Below are 233 nucleotides of genomic sequence, written 5' to 3' on the forward strand. Positions count from 1 at the left end.
GCCTTGCCTCGGGCATTGCCCCCATCCGCACCATGCGCGATGCCGGTGTGCCAGTTGGCCTGGGCGTGGACGGCAGCGCGTCAAACGACGGCGCACACATGCTCGGCGAGACACGCCAGGCGATGCTACTCGCGCGCGTCGGTTTCGGCCCGGCAGCGATGAGCGCGCGTGAGGCACTGGAAATCGCCACGCTCGGCGGCGCCCGCGTGCTCAATCGCGATGATATCGGCGCG

1 protein-coding gene is annotated in these 233 nt (G+C 70.0%); it reads left to right on the plus strand.

The window, feature by feature from the left end; translation table 11 throughout:
• On the plus strand, positions 1-233 hold a 233-nt coding region (locus tag RVY79_RS21705), incomplete at both ends, for an amidohydrolase family protein (protein WP_317466695.1).

The sequence above is a fragment of the Chromohalobacter sp. HP20-39 genome, assembly GCF_033052815.1.
Lineage (GTDB): Bacteria > Pseudomonadota > Gammaproteobacteria > Pseudomonadales > Halomonadaceae > Chromohalobacter.